This window comes from Embleya sp. NPDC055664 (genome assembly GCF_053618075.1).
Map to the genome: position 1 here is coordinate 41,985 of NZ_JBSHGZ010000035.1, position 24,134 is coordinate 66,118.

Consider the following 24,134-nt stretch of genomic DNA (forward strand, 5'->3'; position numbering starts at 1 on the left):
GCGGCGACATGCCCGGCCGAGTCTCCGCCTCGGCCCACACATTGCTAGGGTCCTTCCATAGCCATCTGTTGCCCAATTGATATCAGAACGTTTTGAGGCGCAGGCCCAACAACGAACCGAGGTGGGGTTCGGTGGACGACAACAGCAGGCGCGCGGCACAAGCGGCCCGCCTTCCGATGGTCGACGGAACGACCGAATCGGGGCTGCCGCGAAGGCCCCCGCAGGCGAACCTGCTGCCGGGCGCGGCGGCCGAGGAGTTCGGCCTCGATCGGGAGCTTTCCGTCTCCCGGGAACCGGAAGAGGTCCGGGGGCGCCTGGAACGCTTCGCCGTCGGACGCGAGTTGGCACGTCTCGAGGAGAGCGAACCGCTGCTGCCGCCGAACCCGATGACCGCGGCCAGTCCGCTGGCCTCCTCCCCCGTGCGTCCGCCCGCCCCGCCGGCTCCGCCTCAGCCCCGGACGGTGACGCCGGCAACTCCCGTGCCGCCCACCGCTCCACCCACCCCGCCCGCTCCGTCCGTGCTGCCGGCCCCGCCGCCGGGAGCCCTGTCGCCGCTGCCGGCGGGTTGGGACGAACCGTGGGGCGACGGGTGGCGTTCGTTCCGCCCCGGCCGCCCCTGACGGTTCGTCACATCGGCCGCTACGCGCCGTCCGGACCCTCGGTGTGTCGTACACCGGGGGTCAGGCCCGCCTTGAGCAGTCCGTAGGTGTACGCGTCCTCCAGGGCCTGCCAGGACGCCGCGATCACGTTCTCCGCGACACCGACGGTGCTCCACTCCTGCTTGCCGTCGGTGGTCTCCACCAGCACGCGCGTGATCGCGTCGGTGCCGTGGCGGCCCTCCAACAGTCGGACCTTGTAGTCCATCAGCTCGAACGTCGCGAGCTGCGGGTAGATGCGCTCCAGGGCCAGCCGCAGCGCGCGGTCGAGCGCGTTGACCGGGCCGTTGCCCTCGCCGGTCGCCACGATCCGCTCGCCCTTGGCGTACAGCTTCACCGTCGCCTCGTTGACCGGGACCCCGTCGCCGCGCTGTTCGCTGATCGCGCGCCACGACTCCAGGGTGAAGAACCGCGCCCGGCCCAGGCTTTCATCGCGCAGCAGCAGTTCGAACGACGCGTCGGCGGCCTCGTAGGTGTAGCCCGCCGCCTCGCGCTCCTTGACTTGGTTGACCACCCGGCCGACCAGGTCCTTGTCGTCGGAGAGGTCGTAGCCCAGCTCGCGGCCCTTGAGTTCGATCGAGGCCCGGCCGGCCATGTCCGAGATCAGCATGCGCATGTCGTTGCCGACCCGGGCCGGGTCGATGTGCTGGTACAGGTCGGGGTCGACCTTGATCGCGGACGCGTGCAGACCGGCCTTGTGCGCGAACGCGGACACGCCCACGTAGGGCAGGTGGGTGGACGGGGCGAGGTTGACCACCTCGGCGATCGCGTGCGAGATCCGGGTCATCTCGCGCAGCTTGCCCTCGGGCAGCACGCGCATGTCGTGCTTGAGTTCGAGGTTGCCGACCACCTGGAACAGGTTGGCGTTGCCGACCCGTTCGCCGTAGCCGTTGGCGGTGCACTGGACGTGCGTGGCACCGCCCTCGACGGCCGCGAGGGTGTTGGCCACCGCGCAGCCCGTGTCGTCCTGCGCGTGGATGCCGAGGCGGGCTCCGGTGGCGGCGTGCACCTCGGTGACGATCTCGCGGACCCCGGTGGGCAACATGCCGCCGTTGGTGTCGCACAGCACGACCACCTCGGCGCCCGCGTCGTGCGCGGCGGCGACCACGCTCAGCGCGTACCCCGGATTGGCCCGGTAGCCGTCGAAGAAGTGCTCGCAGTCGACGAACACCCGGCGGCCCTGCGCACACAGGTGCGCGACGGTGTCCCGGACCATCTCCAGGTTCTCGTCGAGCGTGGTGCGCAGCGCGAGCGAGACGTGTTTGTCGTGCGACTTGGCCACCAGGCACACGACCGGCGCGTCGGAGTCCAGCAGTGCCTGCACCTGGGGGTCCGCGGCAGCGGTGGTACCGGCCTTGCGGGTCGAGCCGAAGGCGACCAGGACGGCGTTGACCAACTGCAGTTCGTCCTTGGCCCGGCGGAAGAACTCGGTATCGCGCGGCACCGCGCCGGGCCAGCCGCCCTCGATGAAGCCGACGCCGAAGTCGTCCAGATGGCGGGCCACGGTGAGCTTGTCGGACACCGTGAGGTTGATGCCCTCGCGTTGTGAACCGTCCCGGAGCGTGGTGTCGAAGACGTGGAAGGCGCTCGGGTCGGTCGTCGTGGGGTGCATGGGTTCTCCCATCGGTCAGAAATGGCGGGCCCGCGCGCGGGTGCTCACCGCGTGGATGGTGCGGCAAACAAAAAGACCCCTCGCGGTCGCGAGAGGTCTGCGTGCGGGCGGTGGGCGGTTCGCTCACCCCTTGTGGGGGGATCGGCCCGTTGCCGGCACGCTGCGGCTAATAATGAGCCACTGCTGCATGGTTCCGATTTTGGCATACTCGGCGGCGCGTGGTCGGGCGGTCTCACTATGTGGTCGGTGCGGATTTTTGTATACCCACCCGCTCCACCCGTTGCGTCGGGTGGACGAGCTGCGGACTACTGCGAGGCGCGGGCGCGCGGGCCCCGGAGGCCGCTGCGGATCCGGCCGCTCCCCGGCGCGTCGGCGCCCACGATGTGATCGTCGACCGGTGATCGACGAGCGTGCGAGGAGAGCGGCCGGAGGCCGCTGCGGCGTAGCCGCACCGCGCGAAGCGCGATTTACCGGAGCGGCCGGAGGCCGCTGCGGCGTAGCCGCACCGCGCGAAGCGCGCGTTCCGGAGCGGCCGGAGGCCGCCTAGATGTTATGCGTCCAGCCGTGCACGTCGTCCGCACGGCCCGTTTGGATGTCGACCAGGGCCTTGCGGAGTTCCATGGTGATCGGGCCTGCCTCGCCCGTGCCGACGGTCCAGTTCGCGGTGGTGGACTTGACCGAGCCGACCGGGGTGATCACCGCGGCGGTGCCGCAGGCGAAGACCTCGGTGAGGGTGCCGTCCGCGTTGCCCTCGCGCCAGTCGTCGACCGAGATCTGCGCCTCCTCCGCCGCGTAGCCACGGTCGGCGGCCAGCCGCAGCAGCGAGTCGCGGGTGATGCCGGGCAGCAGCGAGCCGGTCAGGCGCGGGGTGACGATCCGCGCGTCCTTGCCCTCCCCGTACACGAAGTACAGGTTCATCCCGCCCATCTCCTCGATCCAGCGACGCTCCACCGCGTCCAGCCAGACCACCTGGTCACAGCCCTGCTCGATGGCCTGGGCCTGGGCGACCAGTGACGCGGCGTAGTTGCCGGCGCACTTGGCCGCGCCGGTGCCACCGGGCACCGCGCGCACGTACTCCTGCGAGAGCCAGACCGAGACCGGCTTGACGCCGCCCGCGAAGTACGGGCCCGCGGGCGAGGCGATCACCACGAACAGGAACTCGTTCGAGGGACGCACGCCGAGTCCGACCTCGGTGGCGAACATGAAGGGCCGGATGTACAGGCTCTCCTCGGGCGCGCCGGGCACCCAGGCGATGTCCTGGCGGATCAGCGCGTCCACCGCGGCCACGAACAGGTCCTGGGGCAGCTCCGGCATGGCCAGGCGGCGCGCGGAGTGCTGGAAGCGCTCGGCGTTGGCGTAGGGCCGGAAGGTGGCCACGCTGCCGTCGGGGCGGCGGTAGGCCTTGAGCCCTTCGAAGATGGACTGCGCGTAGTGCAGCGTCATGTTCGCGGGGTCGATGTCCAGGGACGCGTAGGGGGTGAGCTGCGCGTCGTACCAGCCGCGTCCGGCGCTCCACTTGATCGTCACCATGTGCTCGGTGAACACCCGGCCGAAGCCCGGGTTCTCCAGACGCGTGGCGCGTTCGGCGTCGCTCAGCGGATGCGAGGTGGGCTTGAGGTCGATCGACAGGGGTGCCTGGAGGGAGGGCTCCTGCGGGGCGGCAGTCGTCATGGCTGGTTCTCGTCCTTCACCGTGGAGTATGGCGGGGCCGGGGCTGCGAGTACCCGGCTTCCCGCACATGGACGTACTGGAAGTGTCCCGGGAACCGCACCCGCGTTCCACCCGGTGAGACGTTAACGCAGTCGACCGGGATCCCGACAGGCGCGGCCCCCGTCCCGCCGAACGACCGATTCGCCGGTCCGGCAGGGGGCACGCGTCGACGGTCCCGGTCGACGGACGTGGTGGTGGCCGGCGAATCAGCCGGCTACTCGGGCGGCGAGCGCGTCGCCGATCTGCGACGTGGTGCGCGCGCCGAGGGTCGCCCGCTCGGCGAGGTCGGCGTACACGGCGGCCTCGACCCGGCGGGCCTCCTCGGTCCGGCCGAGGTGTTCGAGCAGCATGGCCACCGACAACACCGCGGCGGTGGGGTCGGCCTTGCCCTGGCCGGCGATGTCCGGCGCGGAGCCGTGTACCGGCTCGAACATGGACGGGAACTCGCCCGACGGGTTGATGTTCCCGCTGGCCGCGAGGCCGATGCCGCCCGCGATGGCGGCGGCGAGGTCGGTGATGATGTCGCCGAAGAGGTTGTCGGTGACGATCACGTCGAAGCGCTCGGGCTGGGTGACCATGAAGATGGTCGCCGCGTCCACGTGCAGGTAGTCGGTGGTGACGTCGGGGAAGTCGGCGGCCACGGCCTGGAAGATCCGCGTCCACAGGTGTCCGGCGTGGACCAGCACGTTGTTCTTGTGCACCAGGGTCAGCTTCTTGCGCGGCCGGGCCTGGGCGCGGGCGAACGCGTCGCGCACGACCCGCTCGATGCCGAACGCGGTGTTGACGCTGACCTCGGTGGCCACCTCGTGCTCGGTGCCGGTGCGCAGCGAGCCGCCGTTGCCGGTGTACGGGCCCTCGGTGCCCTCGCGGACCACCACGAAGTCGATCTTCGCGTCGGGTCCGAGGGGTGAGACGACGCCCGGCGCCAGGCGGGCCGGGCGCAGGTTGACGTGGTGGTCGAAGGCGAAGCGGAGCTTGAGCAGCAGGCCCCGCTCCAGGACCCCCGAGGGCACGCTCGGGTCGCCGATGGCGCCGAGCAGGATCGCGTCCCGGTCGCGCAACTCGGCGAGCACGCTGTCGGGCAGCGTCTCTCCCGTGCGGTGGTACAGGCGGGCACCGAGGTCGTACTCGGTGGTCTCCACCTTGACGTCGGCGGGGAGTACGGCGCCGAGGACCTTCAAACCCTCCGCGACCACTTCCTGGCCGATGCCGTCACCGGGAACCACTGCGAGACGAATGCTGCGAGACATGCGGGGACCCTACCTTTCGTCCCATGGGCCGACATGCGGCGTCCGGATGATGGGACGCTCAGCGCTCCTCGTCGGCCGGGCCTCCGTTGTCGCGCCGGTCGAGGGCGCGCTGGAGGGCTCGGGCGGCGTTGCGGCGCGTGGTTTCGTCCATGACTGCACTTCCTTCACAAGGCCGGTGATTACACGGTGTGCGACGGACACGTGCGAGGGCCTTGTGGGCGTGCCGAAATTTCCTGCCGTACGGGGATTTCCGGAAACGGAAGGAGCCGTCTTCCTTCACGGTAGGCGACGAACGACATCGATGTCTGCAATTTACTCGGAGTTCCTACTATCTGAGACCGACAACCCCCACCCGGCGTAGCGGAACGGCGTCGGCGCACCGAGGCGCGTCGACAACGAGGAAGGGCCCGGGCACCCCTTGGGGTATCCGGGCCCTTCCTCATCGAGTCCGCCGTGTCGCTGGACCGGTTTCGTCCGGTCGACCGGACGAAACTCAGTCCTCCAGGTTCACCGAGCGCACGAACGCGGCGCCGATCTCCTCGGCGATGGCGTTCAGGATCTGCGGCTCGACCGTGGTGTCGACGGTCAGCGCGACCAGCGCCTCGCCGCCCTTGGCGGCGCGGGCGACCTGCATGCCGGCGATGTTGACGCCCGCCTCGCCGAGGTGGCGGCCGATCACGCCGACCACGCCGGGCTTGTCGGCGTAGCGCAGGAAGACCATGTGCGCGGTGAGCACCAGGTCCACGTCGAAGCCGTGCACCTCGACGATCTTCTCGATGTTCTTGGGGCCCGCGAGGGTGCCGGAGACCGAGATCTCCTCGCCGTCGGCGAGCGTGCCGCGCACGGTGACCAGGTTGCGGTGGTCGGGGCTCTCCGAGCCGGTGGTGAGCCGGATCTCCACGCCGCGCTCCTGCGCGAGCAGGGGGGCGTTGACGTAGGAGACCGATTCCTCCACCACGTCGGCGAACACGCCCTTGAGCGCCGCCAGCTCCAGCACCTTCACATCGTGCTGGGTGATCTCGCCACGCACCTCGACGTCGAGGCGGACCGCGACGCCGCCGGCCAGGGCGGTGAAGATCCGGCCCAGCTTCTCGGCGAGCGGCAGGCCCGGACGTACGTCCTCGGCGATCACACCGCCCTGCACGTTGACCGCGTCCGGCACCAGTTCGCCGGCGAGCGCGAGCCGGACCGACTTGGCCACCGCGACGCCGGCCTTCTCCTGCGCCTCGTCGGTGCTCGCGCCCAGGTGCGGCGTGGCCACCACGTTGTCGAACTCGAACAGCGGGCTGTCCGTGCACGGCTCCTTGGCGAACACGTCGAGCCCGGCGCCGGCGACCCGGCCCTCCTTGAGCGCGGACGCCAGCGCGACCTCGTCGACGATCCCGCCGCGCGCGGCGTTGACGATCCGCACCGTCGGCTTGACCCGGCGCAGCGCGTCCTCGCCGATCAGGCCCAGCGTCTCCGGGGTCTTCGGCAGGTGCACGGTGATGAAGTCGGACTGCTCCAGGACCTCGTCCAGGGTGAGCAGTCGCACGCCCATCTGCGCGGCGCGGGCGGGCTGCACGTAGGGGTCGTAGGCCACGATGTTCATCCCGAACGCGGACATGCGCTGCGCGACCAGGACGCCGATCCGGCCCAGGCCGACCACGCCGAGGGTCTTCTCGGACAGCTCGACGCCGGTGTACTTGCTGCGCTTCCACTCGCCGTTCTTGAGCGCGGCGCTGCCCTGCGGGATGTTGCGCGCGACCGAGATGATCAGGCCGCAGGCCAGTTCGGCGGCGGTGACGATGTTCGAGGTGGGCGCGTTGACGACCATCACGCCGGCCTTGGTGGCGGCGGGGACGTCGACGTTGTCCAGACCCACGCCGGCGCGCGCGACGACCTTGAGCCGCCGGGCCGCGGCGATCGCCTCGGCGTCCACCTTGGTGGCGCTGCGGATCAGGATGGCGTCGACGTCGGCGATCGCGGACAGCAGCTCACCGCGGTCGGCACCGTCGCAGTGGCGGATCTCGAAGTCGGGTCCGAGGGCGTCGACGGTGGCCGGCGACAGTTCCTCGGCGATCAGAACGACGGGCTTGCTCACGGTTTTCCTTCGCCTGCTGCGATGACGGATGGTCGCGCGCGAAGCCGCACGACGGGTGGCCTGACGCGTGGCCGATCCTACCGCCGCCTTGTGAAGGACTTCACAGATGTCCGATGTGTGGACGCAGGCGTGCGAGGCACGGTTTCTGACGATCAGTCAGGTACAGGTGCCGATCGGCGGCCTCCCCGGGCGACCCGGGGCGGTGCTCAGTCGGCCGCCAGGAACCAGCCGATGGTGACCCGGCGCTGCCCGTTGAGGTCGAGGATGACCACCTCGCCGGACCCGGGCCGGGGCAGCGGCGCGGTGCCGCCGTAGGGCAGCAGGCGCGCTTCGCCGTCGTCGACCTGTACCTCGGCCACCGGCGCGTCCTGCGAGCCGCGCCGCCAGGTGACCCACCAGACGCCGTCGTCGCCACACTGGAATTCGAGATGCACCCTGGACACGAACAGCCAGTCGGCCGGTGTCACGAGGTGGCAGCGGGTCGCGTCGCGACCGACCGCCAACGTCGCCCCCGGCCGGCTCGGCGCGCTTGCCATCAGCATGGCAACCGTCGCCGCGTCGTCCGCCCCCGACGTCGACGCCATGTTGAGATCGAGCACCGGTTCCTCCCCCACGCTCCTGGTCGTCAGATCCTCGGTCCGTCCCCCGTGCCGTCCCACCCCTCGGGCCGGCCCGCCGTTCAGTCGATCGAACCGCCGCGCCGGGCGCACGGGCACGGTTCGCCACCCACAATGCCGCAGACGACCGCGGTCTGCGCGATCAGGTCCCACCCGCCGTGGACGTGCGGCGTGGTGTCCAGGTAGTCGGGTCCCAACAGATGGTTCAGCTCGGGGCAAAGCTCCGAACTGTAGAAATCCCTGCGCAATTCGGTCTTGCAGCGCTCGACCGTGGCCTTGGCCATGTACAACATCTCGCACAACTCGTCGGTGGTGCGCGGACGCTTGGTGGCCCGGCCGTGGATCCAGTCGCACGACATCGCCGCCAGCACCTCAAGACGCACCCCCTGCAGCTTGGCGCGCAACTGATCCGGGCCCACGTCGATCGTGTCCTGGATGCCGCCGAACCCGATACCGCCCGAGTCCGACGGCCGGATCGGCTGCATCGCGCGCCACGCGAGCACCACGCTGCGTCGGCGGGCCAGATCGCTGACCAGGATGCTGCCGCTGGTCCGCGCCGGCAGCGGCAGGATCGCACCGTACGGCATGTCCTGCGAGGTCTCGCCGCGCTTGATCCGCACGATCGCCACCGGTGTGTCCCGTGTCCCGCGCGGCCATTCCACCGTCCAGCCGCGGTCCTCGCTGTACTCGAACACGAGGTGCTTGCGGGAGACGAACAGCCAGTCGTGCGGGGTCAGCAGCGGTCGACACGTGCTGGGATCGCGGCCCACGAACACCCGCGCGCCCGCCACGGCGGGCGTGCGCACGCTCTTGGGGCTCGGCAGCGGATCACGTTCCGCCTCGCGGCCGTCCTGCAACGCCGTGAACGACATGTTCAGTTCGAGCATTTTCCCCTCGCCCCCTCCCGGGTCCCACCGCTCACCTGGTACCCGCGTGCGGGGCGTCGGCACCACACGGACACGGACCGCGTCCCGTTATTCCGTGGGTGACCGCCGTCTGCGCTATCAGGTCCCAGCCGCCGTGCACGTGCCGCACGGTGTCGAGGTAGTTCGGACCGAGCAGGGAGTTCAACTCCGGGCACAGGCCGGAGCTGTAGAACTCGCGACGCAACTTGGTCTTGTACCGCTCGACCGTGGCGGCGGACAGGTGCAGCAGGTCGCACAGTTCCTTGGTCGACTTGGCGCGTTTGACCGGACGGCCGTGCACCCAGTCGCAGGACAGCGCGGCCAGCACCTCCATCTCCGTCTCGGAGAGGCGGTTCTGCAGCACGAACGGCGCGACGTCCTGGGTCTCGGGCACGCCGACGTCCGGCTCGGTCGGCTCCTCGCCGGGGCGTTGCGGCAGGGACACCCGCCACTCCACCAGGACCCGGCGTCGCCGGGCGAGGTCGGTGACCACCACCCGGCCCGGGCGCAGCGAACCCAGCGGCAGCGTCGCGCCGTAGGGCACCGGTTCGGACACGCCCTCGCGGTCGATCTGGACCAGCGCCACCGGGCGCGGATGCGAACCCTGGAGCCATTCCACGCTCCAGCCGCGTTCCAGGGAGTAGACGAACTCCAGGTGCACGCGCGATACGAAACGCCAGTCCTTCGGCGTGACCAGGCCACAGCGCGACGGGTCCCGGCCGATCGCGATCTTCTTGCCGGGCTCGCTTTGCACCTTCACCGTGCGCGGCCGGGCCAGGTCCGACTCCTGCTGGTCGGCGTCGTCCGACGTCGCCACGGTGAGGATCAGTTCGAGCATCGCCATCCGTCCGGTCTCGTGCCCCGCCCTGGGGCATCGCCCATCTTCGCCCGGTGAACCGTCACCAGGCCGTTCCGCCGTCCGACCGTAGGGCCCCGGGGGTACCCGACGCATCCTCCGATTGTTCCCTGGGGTCGGCGCCGGAGCGATGACCTTCCGGAACGGGCAGTGCGTCGCATTCGACCACGACCGCCGTGGCGTCGTCGTCACCGCTCTCGACGGCCGTCCTGGTCAAGGTCGTTGCGGCGTGGAAGGGGTCGCCGTGCACCAGGTCGGCGACCGTTTCGTCGGGTAGGTGGCCGACGCCGTCCGTGGCGAGGACCACACGGTCCCCGGGGTGCAGTTCGATGCGTTGCAATTCGGGTTCGGGCGCCTGGGAGCCGCCGAGGGGGGTGGAGGTGAGCAGCCAGGGGCGGCCGAACTCCGCGGCGTTGCCCTGTTCGGTGAGCCGGAACGCCCGACCGCCGCGGACCAGCCAGCACACGCTGTCGCCGCAGCCGGCCAGGTGCAGCCGGCCGTGTTGCAGGACGGCGGCCACCACGGTGGTGCGCATGCCCTCGTACTGCGCGACCCCGTGCCGGCGCACCGCCAGGTCGGCCACCGCGATCGCCGCGCCGAGCCGGTCGCTCCAGCCCGCGGCCAGGTCGGCGGCGGCGAGTTCGGACACCAGGGTGCGGACCGCGACGTCGGCCGCGTACCAACCGGCGGGGTGGCCGCCGAGGCCGTCGGCGACGATGAACACCTCGCCCGTCGCGGCGTAGCGGTCGTCGTTGTCCCGGGCGGTCAGCTCCGGGCCCAGGCCGCGCCGTTCGCGGCGGGCGGCCCGGCGGCGGCCGGGGTGGGAGGAGGTGGACCAGGCGGACGCCTGCACGCCGAGCGGCGGCCCGCTGCGGGCGCGGATCTCCTCCTCGGTCGCCTCGGCGCGGCGCAGGCTGTCGCTGCGCGAGGTGGTGGGCACGTCGAGTTCGTCGGGCTCCTCGACGGCGTCGGCGGCGGGCACGGCGACCGGTAGCAGTTCGGTCTGCGAGTCGGGCGTCGGGGCCGCCTCCGGAGCGTGGGGCGTTTCGGGTACGCGCGCCGCGTCGGGTGCGTAGGGCGTCTGCGGCACGCGGGCCGCCTCGGGCGTGTGCGGCGGCTCCGGCACGCGCGGCGGCTCCGTGGGCATCGGCGGCACCGAGGGCGGGGGCGGCACCGCGTGCGCGGCGGGGACCGTGGTGTCGGTGGAGCCGGCGGCGGCGATCGTGGGCGGCGGGGGCACCGCCGCGGCCCGGGACTGCGCGCCCACCGCGGGCGGGGTCACCGTGTGCGGCACCGGGTCGGGCGCGGGCTCGGCGGCCTCCCCCTCGGCCTCGAAGGTCTCGGCCGGTCGGGGCGCCCGGTCCCACGGGGATGCCGCCCGCGCCGCGCCGTCGTGCTCGCCGACCGCGGTCGGCGCGTGGTCGGGATCCGGCCGCTGCGCCGGTTCGGCGTCGTGGTCGAATTCCGGCCGGTCCGCCGGGGCCGGCGGATCGTCCGTCCCGTCCGCGAAGGTGTCGTCGAACCCCCGCGGCGCCCGTGCCTCGACGACCGGTTCGGCCGCGGGCTCCGGTGCGACCGGCGCCCGGGTCGGCGCGTCCTCGAAGTCGAGGTAGAGGTCACCGAAGATGTCGTCGTCGACCACGGCCGGCCGCTCCGCGCGCAACTCGTCCTGCCGCAGCGTCCGTTCCGGGAAGCCACCGCGAGCCGGCACGGTCGTCTCCCGACCCGAGTCCCCTCTGCCCCTCATGTGTCTCACGCTCCACGATGTCGGACCGGAACGGCAAGTCCGGTGCGGCGATAGCACTGCCTCGTTCAAGCATGCTGCCTCGAATGCACCGGTGGCATGTGAACCGGAGGCCAATTCCTTCGGGTTTCCCGGATCCGCCGGCTTCGACGCATCCGGATCGCGCGGGCGACGGTCCCCCGCGCGCGCCCCGGCACGGCGCCCGGCCGGCGCGCACCGACACCCGACGCGCACACGGGTTCGACGCGGGGTTCGCACACGAGTTCAGGAAGGCCCGGTCCGGACCGCTTCCGAGCCGTCCGCGAGCAGCCCCGCGAGCGCGGCCCGGCCGCGCGAGAGGCGGGCCTTGATGGTCCCCTCCGGCGCCCCCTCGTGCGCGGCGATCTCGGCGACCGACAGGCCGCCCATGTGGTGCATCACCACCGCGCGCCGCTGCGCCTCGGGGATCTGCCGCAACGCGGTGACCAGCGCGACCGATTCGGGGCCCGGCGCGGGCAGGTCGCGGTCCGGACCGTGCCGGATCCAACTCTTGAGCGCGGTCCGGGTGCGCCGCCAGCGGCTGACCGCAATGCGCTGGCCGACGAGCCTGATCCAGGCGACCGGGTTCTCGTACGAGCTGATCCGGTCCCAGTCCTTCCAGGCCCGGATGTAGGCCTCCTGCGCGGCCTCCTGGGCCTCGCCGAGATCCCCGGTCAGCGCGTACAGGTGGGCGACCAGGGCGCCGTGGCTCTCCGCGTAGAACACGTCGAAATCGGGGCGATCGCCCTTGTCCCGTCCCATTGTGTTCCCCCGCGTCCCGTCGCGGCGTGTTTCGTCCTGCCGTGACCCGGTACTTTATCCGGCCCCGGGCGGGCATCCGATCCCGGTTCGGGTCGCCGAATCCCCGGCCCGGGTTTCTCTCCCCCACCCACGCACGCGAAGCAGTGATCGGTTCCGTGTACCGGCCAACCGAGTCCCGGCGAGGCATACCAGCGTCACCGTCAGACCGGCGCCGAACAGCGCCCGGCGCATGCGCCTGCGCCGGGCGCACAGCGTCCGGATCGAGGGGCGCCCGGCGCCCGGAGCGGCGGCGAGGAGGCGACCCACATCACGTTCGAGCGCGCCGAACACACCGGCGATCGCCTCCTCCTCGGTCATGGTCGCGCATCCCCCGTCACTCACCCTGCCGGGCCGTGTGACACGTCCGGTACGGTGCACACGCGCGCCGGCGCGCGGGGGTTGCGCCCGGGCGCGCGGTCGCGTGGTCGGTCGGGCGGATCGCCCTCACGGCCGGCCCATCGCCTCCCTGGCCCGGTCCTTGCCGACGGTGAAGTTGACGTTCGAGGTGGTGTCGTAGCCGGGCAGTTCGTGGTCCCGACCGTGTGTGTGCGCCCAGTCGGCGGCGATCTGCTGCATGTAGCCGCGCCCCCACGCGTGTTGGTCGGCGATCTCGCGGTCGGCCTGTGCCGAGGTGTCCACCTCGCTGTGCTGCGCGGCGTAGTCGGCGGTCAAGGTGACCACCCGGGACAGCGGCTCGGCGACCATGGTCGGCAGCGGGCTCATCTTGACCGCGCCGGCGACCACGTTGGCGGCGCCCTTGCCGGTCCAGGTGGTCTGGTCGTTGTACTCCTTGTCGCCGACCACCTGCTGGTGCCGCATCGCCTCGGTGCGCACCTCGTCCAGCATGCCGACCACCTGGGCCGAGTCGGCCAGATGTTGGTCGGCGGAGATGCCGGCGGGCGGATTGCCGGTCGAGATGCGTTCCAGGCCGACCGCGATGAAGGCGTGTTCGGCGTCGGCCATCTGCCGGAACGCCCTGGGGTCCTCGGCGAGGACCGCCATGGTGCGCATCAGGTCGTGGTCGGGGGTTCCGCCGAGGAACACGGCCCGAGCCTCGCCCGAGTTCGGGAACAGCGGGTCCGGGCCCGAGGATCCGCCCGCGCGGTCGTTGCGCAACTCGTTGTGGATGTCGGGCATGTACGAGGCCACCGCGTTGGTGACACTGTCCCGGTAGTCGGCGAAGTGCCCGCCGGGGCCCTCCTGACCCACGGTGTGCATCGCGTCGGCGAAGATCCGCGCGCCCGCCTCGGTGTGCGCGCCGCCCGTGGTCGTGCCCGCCGGATGCCCGGTGGTGGCAGCCTCGAACGCCTGGCCGAACAGGTCGGCCGGCGAGCCGGGCCCGGTCTCGTTGCCCCAGTCCCGCTGCTTCATCAGGTAGTGCAGGTTGTCGCCCGACTTCGGGTCGAAGACCTGCTCGGCGGCGCTCGGATCGCGCCCGAGCGCGTGCATCAGACCGGACAGCTGATCGAGGTCGTGCCCGTCGGGTCCCATCGCCGCGGCCAGTACCGGGAAACGGTCGGACGTCAGCGGGACGGGCTCGTGCGGGTGGTAGCCGTCCCGGTCGAAGGCGACCATGTCCTTGCCCACGTCGGCGAGGAACCGCGTGTCCCAGTCCCCCTGGTGCAGCCAGTTGCCGATCAGCTGGTATCCGGCGAGGTGGTGCTTGGGGATGTCCCGGAGTTCGTAGGACTTGCGGCCGGCCGCCTTGAGCCCGTCGATCCAGGTCTGCGTCACGTGCGGCTGACCGGTGGACTGCGTGGCGGTGGCCAGGTTGGCACCCAGCGAGTCCTGGATCGCGCGCAGTTTGGCGATGGTGGATTCGGGAATGTTGACGCCGGTCCCGTTCCGGCCCTTGTTCACCACGTCGGTCTCGAGCTGCAACAGCCCTTCGGGGCCCAGGGTGTTCAGCAGGTTGGTGGCGAAGATCGACGACTTCTCGTTGCCGTGCAGGAGGTTGCGCAACTCCTCGATCTCCTCCGGCGTCAGCGAATCGACCCGCTTGGCCAACTCCGCGGCACGGATCGAGTCCGGCAGTTCGCCGCCGCCGACCGCGTTCGCGTTGAACGAGGTGCCGCTGGTACCGATGTCGCCCTTGAGCGCCGAGGCGGCCCGCGCGTCGGCGTCGGTCGCGTCGTCGAGCGCGCTCTCGAACCTGTGCCGGAACTCCTCCGCCAGTCCCCGCATCCGGTTCGTGTGCGCCTCGATGTCCTGCGGATCCGGCTGGTGCCCCTGCGCCTTGAGCGGTCCCCACGTGAGCGAGCCGTCGTTCGCCACCGTCAACTCGTGTGCCTGGGCGTCGGCGATCGCGTCGGTCAGCCGCTTCTTCGCCCCGCCGATGTCGTCCGCCGCGTCGCGCAGGATCGCACAGATCGCCCGGAGTTCGGTCTTGCCGCCCTCGAACACCTCGTCCAGGCCACGGTATCGGGCCAGCGTGGCCTTGGCGGAGGGCCCGTCCCACTCACCGGTGACCGTCAACGCCCTCGCGTCGACCCGGATCAGCTGCTGGTTGTGGTCCAACCAGGACGCGAAGTCGTAGAACTCCTGGGCCGATTCGCGTAGCGCCTCGGTCCGCAGGTCGCGCAGCTGGGCAAAGCCGACCACGGTCAACTCACCTTCCCGGCAAGGGAGATGGTGACGGCGTGCTCGTTGCGGTCGTAGTTTTCGGCGATCGAGTACAGCCCGTCGGAGATCTCGCCCAGATCGGCGGTCAGCCGCGTGATCTGGTCCTTCCACCGCGCGGTGGTCAGCGGGGCGGCCAACTGCCACCCGGCAAACGCGGTCCTGGCACTCAGTGCGTCCGGCACCGACCGTAGGGTGTTCACCTCGCCGGCGGCCACGTGCAACGTCTTGGCGGAGGCCCGCAGTTGTCCCGCCTCGACCTTGGTCTTGTCGTTCGGACCGGTGGTGCCGCCGTTGCCGGGCGGGATCACGCTCTGCGGCATATCGGGGTTCAGTACGGTGCGGATCTTCGAGGGATCACTCATGATCGCCGAGTCAAGCGATCCCCGGATGGCGCTCGAAACCGACGCGTGGTGAAGCCCGCGTGAACGGCGAGGGCCCGATCCGGAAAGTGCCCCGGACCGATCCGGTCCGGGGCACCCATGCCGCCGTGTGGCGGGCAACTCGTCGAGGATCAGGCCTCGTTGGTCACCCAGCTCATCATCTTGCGCAGCTCCTTGCCGGTGGTCTCCAGCTTGTGCTCGGCGTCCGCCTTCACGTACTCCTTGTACTTGGGCAGACCCGCCTCGTACTCCGCCATCCACGCGGTCGCGAACGAGCCGTCCTGGATCTCGGCGAGGACCTTCTTCATCTCCGCCTTGGTGTCGGCGGTGATGATCCGGGGGCCGGTGATGTAGTCGCCCCACTCGGCGGTCTCGGAGACCGACCAGCGCATCTTCTCCAGGCCGCCCTCGTACATGAGGTCGACGATCAGCTTCAGCTCGTGCATGCACTCGAAGTAGGCGATCTCCGGCTGGTAGCCGGCCTCGACCAGGGTCTCGAAGCCCGCCTTGACCAGCGCCGAGGCGCCACCACAGAGCACCGCCTGCTCGCCGAACAGGTCGGTCTCGGTCTCCTCGGTGAAGGTGGTCTTGATCACGCCGGCGCGGGTGCCGCCGATGCCCTTCGCGTAGGAGAGCGCGAGCGCGAGGGCCTGGCCCGACGCGTCCTGCTCGACCGCGACGATGCACGGCACGCCGCGACCCTCTTCGTACTGCCGGCGCACGAGGTGGCCCGGGCCCTTGGGGGCGACCATGCACACGTCGATGTTGGCCGGCGGCTTGATGAAGCCGAACCGGATGTTGAAGCCGTGCCCGAAGAACAGCGCGTCGCCGTCCTGGAGGTTGGGCTCCACGGCCTCCGCGTAGACCTTGGCCTGGACCGGGTCCGGGGTGAGGATCATGATGACGCTCGCCTCGGCGGCGGCCTCGGCGGGGGTGACCACGCGCAGACCGGCCTCCTCGGCCTTGGTCCGGCTCTTCGAGCCCTCCAGCAGACCGACCCGCACGTCGACGCCGGAGTCCCGCAGGGACAACGCGTGGGCGTGGCCCTGGCTGCCGTAGCCGAGCACCGCGACCTTGCGGTTCTGAATGATGGACAGGTCGGCGTCGTCGTCGTAGAACAGCTCGGCCACTTCGGGGTTCTCCTTCAAGACGGGTGTTTCCGGGGGCCACGCCCCGCTCGTCATCTTCCCAAATCACGAGCGGGCCGCGGGTCCGCGGTCTGCAATGTGGACCGTGCCGGACCGGGGGTTGGGGGGTCCGGCCGAGCCGGTGTCAGGCCGAGCGCTCCACCGACCGCAGCGAGCGGTCGGTGATCGAGCGGCCGCCGCGGCCGATGGCCACGACGCCGGACTGGACGAGTTCCTTGATGCCGAACGGCTCCAGCATGCGCAACATCGCGGCGAGCTTGTCGGGGCCGCCGGTGGCCTCGACGGTGACCGCCTCCGGCGAGACGTCGACCGTCTTGGCGCGGAAGAGCTGGACGATCTCCACCACCTGCGAGCGGGTCTCGTGATCGGCGCGCACCTTGACCAGCAGGAGTTGGCGCTGCACCGACGCGGGCGGGTCCAGCTCGACGATCTTGAGCACGTTGACCAGCTTGTTCAGCTGCTTGGTCACCTGCTCCAGCGGCAGTTCCTCGACCACGCTGACCACGATGGTGATCCGGGAGATGTCCGGATGCTCGGTGGTGCCGACCGCGAGCGAGTCGATGTTGAAGCCCCGACGCGAGAACAGGGCGGTGATCCGGGCGAGGACACCGGGCTTGTTCTCGACGAGGACCGAAAGGGTGTGCTTGGACATGATCGCTGGACTCCTATGCCTTCCTGATGCCCTGTCGGCCTGTTCAGTCGTCCGAGTCGCCGAAGTCGGGACGCACGTCGCGCGCCGCCATGACCTCGTCGTTGGAGGAACCGGCCGCGACCATCGGCCACACCATCGCGTCCTGGTGGACGACGAAGTCGATGACCACGGGCGCGTCGTTGATCGACATCGCCTTGTGGATGGTCTCGTCCAGCTGGTCCGGGCTCTCGCAGCGCAGTCCGACGCAGCCCATCGCCTCGGCGAGCTTGACGAAGTCGGGCAGCCGGCGGCTCTGCAGGTCGGTGTTGGAGTAGCGCTCGTTGTAGAAGAGCGTCTGCCACTGGCGGACCATGCCCAGGGTGCCGTTGTTGATGATGGCGACCTTGATCGGGATGTTGTTGACCGCGCAGGTGACCAGTTCCTGGTTGGTCATCTGGAAGCAGCCGTCGCCGTCGATCGCCCACACCGTGGTGTCCGGCATGCCGGCCTTGGCGCCCATCGCGGCGGGCACCGAATAACCCATGGTCCCGGCGCCGCCGGAGTTGAGCCAGGTGTACGGCTTCTCGTAGCGGATGAACTGCGAGGCCCACATCTGGTGTTGCCCGACGCCGGAGGCGAAGATCGTGTCCGGCCCGGAGATCGCGCCGAGGCGCTCGATCACCAGCTGCGGCGACAGCGAGCCGTCGGCCGGCAGGTCGTAGCCCAGCGGGTAGGTATCGCGCCAGCGGTTCAGCGCGGTCCACCATTCCTGGTAGTCGCCGAACCGGCCGGCCTCGTGCTCGGCCTGGACCGCGACCACCAGGTCGGCGATCACCTCGCGGGCGTCGCCGACGATCGGCACGTCGGCGGTGCGGTTCTTGGAGATCTCGGCGGGGTCGATGTCGGCGTGCACGATGGTGGCGTGCGGCGCGAAGGTGTCCAGCCGGCCGGTGACCCGGTCGTCGAAGCGGGCACCCAGGGCGAAGATCAGGTCCGACTTCTGCAGCGCGGTGACGGCGGCGACGGTGCCGTGCATCCCGGGCATGCCCAGGTGTTGCGGGTGGCTGTCCGGGAACGCGCCGAGCGCCATCAGCGTGGTGACCACGGGCGCGCCGGTCAGCTCGGCGAGGATCTTCAGCTCGGCCGACGCGTGTGCCTTGAGCACGCCGCCGCCGACGTACAGGACCGGGCGCTTGGCCTCGCTGAGCAGCCGGGCGGCCTCGCGGATCTGCTTGGCGTGCGGCCGGGTGACCGGGCGGTAGCCGGGCAGTTCGGGGGTGCCGTTCCAGACGAAGTCCGTGGTCGCCTGGAGGGCGTCCTTGGAGATGTCGACCAGGACCGGGCCGGGCCGGCCGGTGGAGGCGATGTGGAACGCCGCGGCGATCGTGGGCGCGATCTCGGCCGGGTCGGTGACCAGGAAGTTGTGCTTGGTGATCGGCATCGTGATGCCGCAGATGTCCGCCTCCTGGAAGGCGTCCGTACCGATCGCGGCGCTGGCCACCTGGCCGGTGATGGCGACGATCGGGACCGAGTCCATGTGCGCGTCGGCGATCGGGGTCACCAGGTTGGTCGCGCCGGGGCCCGAAGTGGCCATGCACACCCCGACCTTGCCGGTGGCCTGGGCGTATCCCTCGGCGGCGTGGCCGGCACCCTGCTCGTGCCGGACCAGGACGTGGCGCACCTTCGTCGAGTCCATCATCGGATCGTAGGCGGGAAGAATCGCGCCCCCGGGAATGCCGAAGACCGTGTCCACCCCTGCGGCTTCCAGGGAGCGGATCAGCGCTTGGGCTCCTGTCACCTGATCGGTCATGCTGTCGTCTCTTCTCGATCTGAAGTCGGCATATCGAGTGGGGCGCGAGGCCCGGACCCGTCGGACTGCAACAAAAAACCCCCCGTGCCGTTAGGCAAGCGAGGGGGGCGCGCGAACCGACTCGGTGGTCAGTTCACGCGCTTCTCAAGTACGAGGATTCGGGTCTGCATGCCCGCGACTCTCCCTCTGCGCCGGTATACGTGTCAAGCCGAGCCCTCGCACGTCTCACTATCCGAGACGCGTTGTCCAGATTCGATCAAGCCCGCAGGCGAGCGAGGGGCATGGGCGGCGGGACGCGGGGTGGTGGTGGGTGGGTCAGGGTTGGGGGCGGGGGACTTGTAGGGGGAGGGGTGTTCGGGCTTCCGGGAGGGGGTCGGGTCTGGGGCCTCGGACGGCGCTGTTGCCCAACGGGGTTTGGCCCAGGACTTCGAAGATGGCGTCGCCCGGGACCGCCGGGTGGAACCACGTGCCCTGGCCCTGTTGGCAGCCCATTTCGCGGAGTATGTCGACCTGGGCGTGGCTGTCGATGCCCGCCGCCACCAGGGTCAGCCCGGATTCCAGGCCGAGCCGCACGATCGTCGAGGTGAGCACGGTCAGATGCGGACACGTGCCGACCTCGGCGACGAACGAGCGGTCGATCTTGAGCGCGTCCACCGGCAGTCGGCGCAGGTAGGTCAGCGACGAGTGCCCGGTGCCGAAGTCGTCCAGCGACAACCGCACGCCCAGTCGCCGCAACACCGCGATCCGGCCGAGCAACAACTCGTCGCCGTCGGGCAGGACGTTGTCGATGATCTCCAGGGTGAGCGCGGTGGCCGGCAGATCGGCTGCGTGCAGCGTCTCCTCCAGCACCTCCAGGAAGCCCGGACCGGTCAACTGGCGGGCTGCGAGCCCGACCGTGACACCGATGTCGTGGCCGCCCGCGCGCCAGGTCGCGGCGGCGAGCGCGCTCTCCTCGAGGAGGCGGCGGCCCACCGGTGACAACCGCCCGTCGACCCCCGCGGTCAGCCGCACGTGGTCGGCCCGGGCCGGCACCGCGCCGTCCTCGACCCGACACAGCGCCGCCTCGACGTCGCGGACGCGCCCGGTGTCCAGGTCCACCACCGGCTGGTACGACACGGCCAGCCGCCCGTCGCGGTCCACCCGTCGGCGGCCCGCGGCCCGGGCCGCCCGGCGTTCGACGTCGGCGTCCATGTCCGGGGTGTAGACCTCGACGCGGCCCTTGCCGCCGTCCTTGGCCCGGTACATCGCGGCGTCGGCGTGCCGCATCAGGTCGGCCGGGGCGATCCCGGGCGCGGAGAAGGCGATCCCGATGCTGGCCGCGACCCGGACCTCGCCGTCGGCGATCCGGTACGGCGCGGACAGCGTGGACAACAACCGCTCGGCGATCTCGCGGATCGCGCGCGGACTCGGGTCGCCGACCAGGAGCGCGGCGAACTCGTCGCCGCCGAACCGGGCCACGGTGTCGCCGATCCGGACCGCGTGTTCCAGCCGGCGCGCGGCCTGGACGAGCAGTTCGTCCCCCGCGGTGTGCCCGTAGTTGTCGTTGACCGCCTTGAACCCGTCCAGGTCCACGAACAACACCGCGATGGTGGGGGTGACCCCGCGCCGCTGGGCCAGCGCGTGCTGGATCCGATCCTCGAACAGGGCCCGGTTGGGCAGATCGGTGAGCCGGTCGTGGAAGGCGTCGTGTTCGAGCTGGGTCTGCAACTTGATCCGGTCGGTGACGTCGCGGCTGTTGAAGATCAGCCCGTCGCCGTAGCGGTTGACCGCCGACTCGGTGTGCAGCCAGGTGCCGCCCGCCGAGCGGATCCGGCACTCCACCCGCACCATCGCCGGGTCCGCCTCGCCGGCCGGCAGCGTGCCGTCCAAAAACGCCCGCAACTCGCGCTGCACCCGGGCGCTCTCCTCCGGGTGGATGAGTAGTTCGAGCCGGGTGCCGACCAGTTCCTCGGGCTCGAACCCGTACACCCGGCGCACCGCGTGGCTGACGTACTGGAGCACGCCGTCGCTCGCCGCGATCATGATCACATCGCTGGAGCCCTGGACCAGGGAGCGGAAGTGGCTCTCCTTGGCGGACAACTCCTGGGCCATGAAGACGTTGTCGACCAGCGTGATGCCCTGCCGCAGCACCAGCGTGACCAGCACGGTCGCGCCGACCCCGAGCACCACCTTGTCGGGCGCGTGGCCGGCCACCGCGCCGCCGAGCACACCGGCGGTACACACCGCGGCGGCGATGTACGGGGTGAGCGCGGACAACATCGAGATGGTCCGGTGCCGGGGCCGCTCGTGCGCCTCGACCTTCTGGCCCGTCCACGGCGCGATGGCGAGCAGCAGGCTGCCCGCGAACCAGCCCGCGTCGAGCAGGCCGCCGGAGCGATATCCGCTGTTCAGCCCGGGGGTGGTCCACAGCGCGTCGCTCATCACCGTGACCGCGAGGCCGACCAGGGCCAGATTCAGCGCCGCGCGATCTCCGGAACCCGCCCGAAAACGCAATCCGAGGACCATGCTGATCATCAGGATGTCGAGCACCGGATAGGCGAGCGTGAGCACGATCTTGATGATGTCCGAGCGGTCCCCGCTGGTACTGCGGGCCAGCGCCAGGCTCCACCCGAGGGTGAACAGCGAGCCCGCGATCAGCCAGCCGTCCAGGGCCATGCAGGTCCACGCGGCGATCCCGCGCGGGCGTTGCGCGACGAGCAGCAGGCCGACGATGGTGGGCGGCGCGAACAGCAGGAAGATCACGTCGGTCGGCCCCGGCGTGGGCACCGGGACGCCGAGCACGACCTCGTACCAGCCCCAGATACCGTTGCCGAGCGAGACCATCGTGGCGGAGAACGCGAACAGCGCCCAGGACAACCGGGCCCGGCCGGCCTCGTGCACGGCCTTGAGCGCACACGAGACCGCCGCCACGGCCGCGGCGGCGGCCAGGCCGAAGTCGCCCATCGCAAGCGACAGTGTCGGATTGCCCCAGCCCTGGAGCGCACCGATCGCATACACGAGGCACAGCGGCACGATCAGGTACTTCAACTGCCGCTGCGCAGGGGTGTCGGCCAAGATCAGCAGCCGCACCGGGTCGTCGTGGCTCGGCCACTCCGGCAGTGGTCCCCCGGCATTCCGCACTCCCCTCTGCCCGAAGTCGCCGCCACGGCGCTTCACGGCACACCACCGGCCCTCACACCCAGCCGTGAGGCGGGGCGGTCGGCGCCGGCGCGACGGGGGTGCGACACCCGACCGTGCGCGTCTCTCAACGCCCCACGACTCGGACGATACACCAACCCGTCACTGTGAGCTTGTCCTTCTCAACACAGAGTAACTAATGATGCCCAGCATGGGAGTCCCTTCCCGTGCATTTGTGACAAAGTCCCGACACTGGGCGGAAAGAGGGGCTCTGATCAGGGCAAACCTGGGAGTTTCAGGGAGCGCCCGGGGGCCGTCGCGAGCCCCGAGAGGGCATTCGGAGCCCTCCGGAGGGCATGGCGGTGCTCGATCGGGACCACCGATCGATGCCCGAACCGGCGACCGGCGGCGCGGCGGGAGAACTCGGACGGCGGAGCGCGGAACCGGCGCGGACGGGCGCGGAGGGCTCACGGGCGGAGCGGGACGGGGGCTCGCGCAGGCTCGTCGGCCGGCCCGGGCCTCAGTTCCGCTTGAGTAGCACCGCGCCCGGCTCCCTGGCCACCTCGGTGAACCCCTGCCCGATCAGGTAGGCGATCCAGTACCGGGCCCAGTCCTTGTTGTCGCCCCACACCTCGATCGCCGCATAGCCCGGACCGGGCAGGATCGTCGGGAAGTCGGTCACCCGCGCACGTGCGGTCAACTGCGGCGAGAAGCTCATCGTCGCCGACACCGTCGCGTCGTCCGGGACCCGGTCGAGCACCTTGTGCGCGGAGTGCACCCGGTCCTGGACCATCCAGGTGCGCTTGTGCAGCAGGTCCATCAGCGGGAAGTCGCGCGCGAACGCCATCGACACCGCCAACGGCACGATCGCCGCCTTGACCGCGTAGCGACGCAGCCAGTCCACATGCGACGCGCGCAGTTTCACCACGCCGTCCACGAACGCGGCGAACACGATGGGCATCAGTACCGCGCTGTAGTGGAAGTAGGTGCCCCAGTAGAAGGTGTTGCTGGAGGTGAACCGCCACAGGATGGTGGGCGCGAGCATCGCCACCAGCGGCGAACGCAGCGCGATGAACCCCGTGGGCAGCAGCAGCATGAACAGCGTCATCCACTTGACGCTGGGGAACACCATCGACTTGGGCAGTTCGATCACCAGATCGGTGAGCGGTACCTGGCTCAGCGAGGTGGACGGGTCGGCCGCGCCGGAGCGCTGGGACGAGTCGAGATTGCCCCAGAACGCGTAGGTGTCGTTGGGATTGATCGCCGGCAGCAGGACGAAGATCGCCAGCGCGAACGCGGTGACGCCGATCAGCACGTGTACGAGGGCCAACTTCCACCGGCGCAGCACCAGCAGCGGTACGGCCGCGGCGGCCAGGGTCAGCCCCAGGTCCTCCTTGACCAGGACCAGCGGCAACCACCAGGCCAGCGCCTGGATGTGCCGGCCGAGCAGGAACCGGTCGAGGCCGAAGGCGAGCAGCGGCACCGCGAACGCGATCTCGTGGAAGTCGAAGGAGATCGCCGACTGGATGCCCCAGGACAGCCCGTACGCGATGCCCACGCCGGCGGCGCCGAGGCCGCCGAACGCGCGCGCGGCGATCCGGGTGATCGGGACCACCGAGATCGCGACCAGGAACGCCTGGGCCACCAGCAGCGTGCCGGGGCCGGGGAAAATCCGGTAGATCGGGCCGAGCAGGGCCAGGATCGGGTGGAAGTGTTCGCCGAGCACGTTGAACCCGGGCGCGCGGATGTCCGACACCGGCGCCTCGAAGTGCGCGTAGGACCGGACCACCTGTTCGAACAGACCCAGGTCGTACGCGTGCGTCTCCATCCGGCGGTGGCGCAGCAGCGAGTGGGTCGTGTAGATCGCGAAGAAGAGCGCGGCGAGCAGATACGGGAGGCCGCCGGGGCCGATCCGGTCCCGGGCGCGCTCGACCACGGTGCGAAGGCGGAGGTCGTGTTCACTCGATCGGGGGGCGATGATCGCCCCCTCCGCGACCGCCGGGGCGGTTGGCGCATCGCCCGGCGCGGCCGGTCCCGAGGCCCCGAACCGCTCGTGAACAGCGCCGTGCGCCATCCCCCTGTCGTCCATGTCTCTCCGTCCCGGTCGCGTGCGCGGGGCACACCGTATCGGTGCCGGCCCCACGCCCCAGCAGAGCGCGACCGGACGGTTTTGG

General features: G+C 70.7%; 16 protein-coding genes and 1 pseudogene. 1 reads left to right on the plus strand and 16 read right to left on the minus strand.

Annotated features, from left to right (window positions below; genetic code table 11):
* The first annotated feature begins 131 nt into the window (after positions 1–131).
* Positions 132–620, plus strand: a complete 489-nt coding sequence (locus ACWGR4_RS37850; protein WP_379995198.1) for a hypothetical protein — start codon at positions 132–134, stop codon at positions 618–620.
* Positions 621–639: 19 nt separating this feature from the next.
* Here the strand turns inward: ACWGR4_RS37850 and cimA are convergent, their stop codons facing one another.
* From cimA to ACWGR4_RS37930, 16 genes and pseudogenes are all read right to left on the minus strand, one after another.
* A complete protein-coding gene (gene cimA / locus ACWGR4_RS37855; protein WP_452129445.1) occupies positions 640–2,268 on the minus strand; it encodes a citramalate synthase in 1,629 nt (542 codons plus the stop codon).
* 543 nt (positions 2,269–2,811) lie between these two features.
* Entirely contained in the window at positions 2,812–3,939 is a 1,128-nt protein-coding gene (locus ACWGR4_RS37860) for a branched-chain amino acid aminotransferase (RefSeq protein WP_452129444.1), read from the minus strand.
* 245 nt (positions 3,940–4,184) lie between these two features.
* The gene (locus tag ACWGR4_RS37865) at positions 4,185–5,228 is read right to left on the minus strand and encodes a 3-isopropylmalate dehydrogenase (protein WP_078975292.1); all 1,044 of its coding nucleotides are present in this window, start codon (positions 5,226–5,228) and stop codon (positions 4,185–4,187) included.
* Between the two features lie 493 nt (positions 5,229–5,721).
* Entirely contained in the window at positions 5,722–7,311 is a 1,590-nt protein-coding gene (gene serA / locus ACWGR4_RS37870; RefSeq protein WP_379995192.1) for a phosphoglycerate dehydrogenase, read from the minus strand.
* Between the two features lie 206 nt (positions 7,312–7,517).
* Positions 7,518–7,910 (minus strand): FHA domain-containing protein, encoded by a 393-nt coding sequence (locus ACWGR4_RS37875; protein WP_379995190.1) that lies wholly within the window; start codon positions 7,908–7,910, stop codon positions 7,518–7,520.
* Positions 7,911–7,990: 80 nt separating this feature from the next.
* The gene (locus ACWGR4_RS37880; protein ID WP_379995188.1) at positions 7,991–8,815 is read right to left on the minus strand and encodes an FHA domain-containing protein; all 825 of its coding nucleotides are present in this window, start codon (positions 8,813–8,815) and stop codon (positions 7,991–7,993) included.
* 31 nt (positions 8,816–8,846) lie between these two features.
* Positions 8,847–9,677: a hypothetical protein gene (locus tag ACWGR4_RS37885; RefSeq protein WP_078975295.1), complete on the minus strand. Its 831-nt coding sequence runs from the start codon at positions 9,675–9,677 to the stop codon at positions 8,847–8,849.
* Positions 9,678–9,732: 55 nt separating this feature from the next.
* Entirely contained in the window at positions 9,733–11,436 is a 1,704-nt protein-coding gene (locus ACWGR4_RS37890) for a protein phosphatase 2C domain-containing protein (RefSeq protein WP_452129443.1), read from the minus strand.
* Between the two features lie 261 nt (positions 11,437–11,697).
* Positions 11,698–12,213 (minus strand): SigE family RNA polymerase sigma factor, encoded by a 516-nt coding sequence (locus ACWGR4_RS37895; RefSeq protein WP_379995184.1) that lies wholly within the window; start codon positions 12,211–12,213, stop codon positions 11,698–11,700.
* Between the two features lie 483 nt (positions 12,214–12,696).
* Entirely contained in the window at positions 12,697–14,853 is a 2,157-nt protein-coding gene (locus ACWGR4_RS37900; RefSeq protein WP_452129442.1) for a hypothetical protein, read from the minus strand.
* Between the two features lie 2 nt (positions 14,854–14,855).
* Positions 14,856–15,236 (minus strand): WXG100 family type VII secretion target, encoded by a 381-nt coding sequence (locus ACWGR4_RS37905; RefSeq protein ID WP_452129441.1) that lies wholly within the window; start codon positions 15,234–15,236, stop codon positions 14,856–14,858.
* Between the two features lie 149 nt (positions 15,237–15,385).
* Positions 15,386–16,384, minus strand: a complete 999-nt coding sequence (gene ilvC, locus ACWGR4_RS37910; protein ID WP_078979205.1) for a ketol-acid reductoisomerase — start codon at positions 16,382–16,384, stop codon at positions 15,386–15,388.
* Positions 16,385–16,526: 142 nt separating this feature from the next.
* Positions 16,527–17,054: an acetolactate synthase small subunit gene (gene ilvN / locus ACWGR4_RS37915; protein ID WP_020556335.1), complete on the minus strand. Its 528-nt coding sequence runs from the start codon at positions 17,052–17,054 to the stop codon at positions 16,527–16,529.
* Positions 17,055–17,097: 43 nt separating this feature from the next.
* Positions 17,098–18,870, minus strand: a pseudogene (locus tag ACWGR4_RS37920) (acetolactate synthase large subunit); the annotation flags it as partial.
* A gap of 288 nt (positions 18,871–19,158) precedes the next feature.
* Complete coding sequence (locus ACWGR4_RS37925) at positions 19,159–21,912, minus strand: putative bifunctional diguanylate cyclase/phosphodiesterase (protein ID WP_452129440.1); 2,754 nt, start codon at positions 21,910–21,912, stop codon at positions 19,159–19,161.
* 568 nt (positions 21,913–22,480) lie between these two features.
* Positions 22,481–24,049: a DUF2079 domain-containing protein gene (locus ACWGR4_RS37930; RefSeq protein ID WP_379995176.1), complete on the minus strand. Its 1,569-nt coding sequence runs from the start codon at positions 24,047–24,049 to the stop codon at positions 22,481–22,483.
* Positions 24,050–24,134: the final 85 nt, after the last annotated feature.